Below are 2202 nucleotides of genomic sequence, written 5' to 3'. Positions count from 1 at the left end.
TTCTCCTGTAGATGAAGTGGTGGGATGATCATGTCATCCTCGTGGCCGTATTTTTCCCTAAAACTCTTCCGGCTTCCATGGATCGAAAATGTGCCGGTATGGTGATGCTGGCACAATGGAACAACTCGGAAGTGGTCGCGCCTCGGGTGCCCTAAATTCACCGCGTGGTGGACTTCCACCTGAGGGAATCCGCACACCGCGCACCTCATACCCTTCACCCTTGCGAGGTGGTCACGTTCGGCTTTGGTCATGGCGCCTTCCTCCCATAAATTGCTAGTGAATAATCTATGCCGCGTTCTAATATTATATGGAATTCGCTCCCGACGTAGTGGTCTATATCGTCTAGGAGCTTGCTGAATTCATTAACTTTTAACTCAGATGTGCTTTTGGGTTGCGTGATAATCTTTCCATTTATCTTGAAAGATTCGTCCCCCAAAAAAAGACTTTTCAGGTATCCCTTCCAGTAATTGATAGGATAAAACTCCCCTGTTGATTCTGCATATTGTCGGGAAATTTGTTTACACCACCCATGCAGACAATTGTTTTGCGCCAGCGACCGGCTGCTTTTGTGCTGGCGGATGATGCACTCATACCCTTCCGGGGCTGCGTCGACAAACCCCTTTGCGCGCTCTCTGCGTTGTTGGTCGATAAGAATGATCGTTGTCATGGCATTTCCAGCCAGCCATGAGACGGCCCGATCCTCCGCCCGGTGCGCTTAATATATCTCAGCTCTTGGTCTCTCCCCCGCACGATAATTTGCGCAGGGGTGACGCGCTTGACCGTTGCGTCTGCCGGTTGGGAATGGCAGGTGCAAATTTTCACGATATCGCCAGGTTTAAGATTGATCAACCAACTTTCGAGCTCTGGGGTCATTTTCCGATCCTTTCAAGTTTCTTCCGTGCAGCTGTAAACGCTACCTTATACGTCTCTTGGGATGTTTCGGGGATTTCCCCCCAAAGTTTCAATAACGCGGCAATGTCGGTAGCGGTGGTGATTGATTCCAATGTGCTGTCAACCTCTGGCTTTTTATGTGGCGGCTTCTGGCTGGCGTGGGTGGCATCATCATCCTCTTGTGCGATACAGGCGAACGCTGCCAAGCTATACCTGCGCAGGTAGGTAATCGCGCTCCCCACTCCCTGTGGGTCCTGCTTCGTTACCGGCGCGCTGGCATGGGATGTCACCCACTCCCCAGAAGTATGGATCAGCATGGTTTCAACGCTAGCAACGCCATCGGTAAATGACGGCATTTGGAGAAATGATAGCCCATGGCGGGTGAAAACAGGCCGGACGGTGTTGATGATCTCGGCAAGATCCGCATATTTTGAGCGGAACGCGGGGTTTGTGCTGTTTTTATCTGCATTTTCCACCTCCCCCTGTGCTTTGGCAAGGGCGGCGGCAAGCTCTTTGATGTTCTCTGATTTTTCCATTGTTACCTCACTCTCAAACTAAGACCGGATTCGAGGCGCGCACCAGGCACTTCTTCGCCAGATTTTAGCGCATCCTTCACGGCGGCGTTATTGATCCTTGTTGACGCGGGGATGATGTCAACAAACTGTGCCGGGATAAGTCTGTCATCGTCAATTTTCAGCGCCGGTGGGTTGTGGTAGACGCTGATCTTGTGCGTTATCGTCTCGATCTTATCTCGCTGTGCCGTGACCATTGCATTAAGCGCCCATCTCTCAATGCGGTCAGCTGTGGCAAGATCATCCTTCGCCAATCTCATCATGCGTTCAGCGGCGGCCTTGCGAATATCCCCACGTGCGCGCCGTTCTTCGGCAATACAAATCGCGTCTGGCACCTTCTCTTCGAGGCCAATATTAAGGTTTTCCAGCAATCCAAACTGCTCATCAGTGATTTCTTCACATTCCAAAATAGAGCGAATTCCTTCTGAAATTTTGTAGACTTCATTTTTCATTCACCTACCTCTAAGCTCTCTTCGTACCGGTCAAAGCACTGGGCAAACGATCCACCCTGAAAATGCTGATCGTCAATGATCACCGTAAAAAAATTGGATTTTTCCTTTTCTCCACAGATTGCCCAGTATCCACAATGCTCCGAGGCGTAACCGTCCCCGTTATTACTGCGCCGCGCTGCTTCCATGCAGGCTTGCTCCGTTGTCATTTTATACCGCTCTTTCTCTCGCTCAAAACGAGTAAAGTGATAACGTCAAAACTCGTGATATCGCGTGAATTGTCGCGGCGA

Annotated in this window: 5 protein-coding genes; all 5 read right to left on the bottom strand. The window is 50.5% G+C overall.

Annotated elements, in window-relative coordinates; all coding sequences use genetic code 11:
• Positions 1 to 251 (bottom strand): hypothetical protein (locus AC6F7T_RS04875; protein ID WP_500716875.1); only part of this gene is annotated, 251 nt, incomplete at its 3' end.
• Entirely contained in the window at positions 248 to 667 is a 420-nt protein-coding gene (locus AC6F7T_RS04870) for a recombination protein NinB (RefSeq protein WP_500716874.1), read from the bottom strand. The genes AC6F7T_RS04875 and AC6F7T_RS04870, both read right to left, overlap by 4 nt.
• A gap of 202 nt (positions 668 to 869) precedes the next feature.
• The gene (locus AC6F7T_RS04865) at positions 870 to 1427 is read right to left on the bottom strand and encodes an ERF family protein (RefSeq protein ID WP_500716873.1); all 558 of its coding nucleotides are present in this window, start codon (positions 1425 to 1427) and stop codon (positions 870 to 872) included.
• Positions 1428 to 1429: 2 nt separating this feature from the next.
• Positions 1430 to 1915 carry a siphovirus Gp157 family protein gene (locus tag AC6F7T_RS04860; RefSeq protein ID WP_500716872.1) on the bottom strand — a complete coding sequence of 162 codons (486 nt, stop codon included), beginning with the start codon at positions 1913 to 1915 and terminating at the stop codon, positions 1430 to 1432.
• Positions 1912 to 2121, bottom strand: coding sequence for a hypothetical protein (locus tag AC6F7T_RS04855; RefSeq protein WP_500716871.1), 210 nt, complete (start codon positions 2119 to 2121; stop codon positions 1912 to 1914). The genes AC6F7T_RS04860 and AC6F7T_RS04855 overlap by 4 nt, the downstream gene beginning before the upstream one ends.
• Positions 2122 to 2202 lie beyond the last annotated feature (81 nt).

Source organism: Pelovirga sp., assembly GCF_059864205.1.
Note: the sequence above shows the minus strand (reverse complement) of the source record. Positions and strands in the feature narration are given on the sequence as shown.

Coding starts and splice junctions, on each gene's coding strand:
- AC6F7T_RS04870 (WP_500716874.1), bottom strand. CDS start 667: ATGACAACGATCATTCTTATCGACCAACAACGCAGAGAGCGCGCAAAG.
- AC6F7T_RS04865 (WP_500716873.1), bottom strand. CDS start 1,427: ATGGAAAAATCAGAGAACATCAAAGAGCTTGCCGCCGCCCTTGCCAAA.
- AC6F7T_RS04860 (WP_500716872.1), bottom strand. CDS start 1,915: ATGAAAAATGAAGTCTACAAAATTTCAGAAGGAATTCGCTCTATTTTG.
- AC6F7T_RS04855 (WP_500716871.1), bottom strand. CDS start 2,121: ATGACAACGGAGCAAGCCTGCATGGAAGCAGCGCGGCGCAGTAATAAC.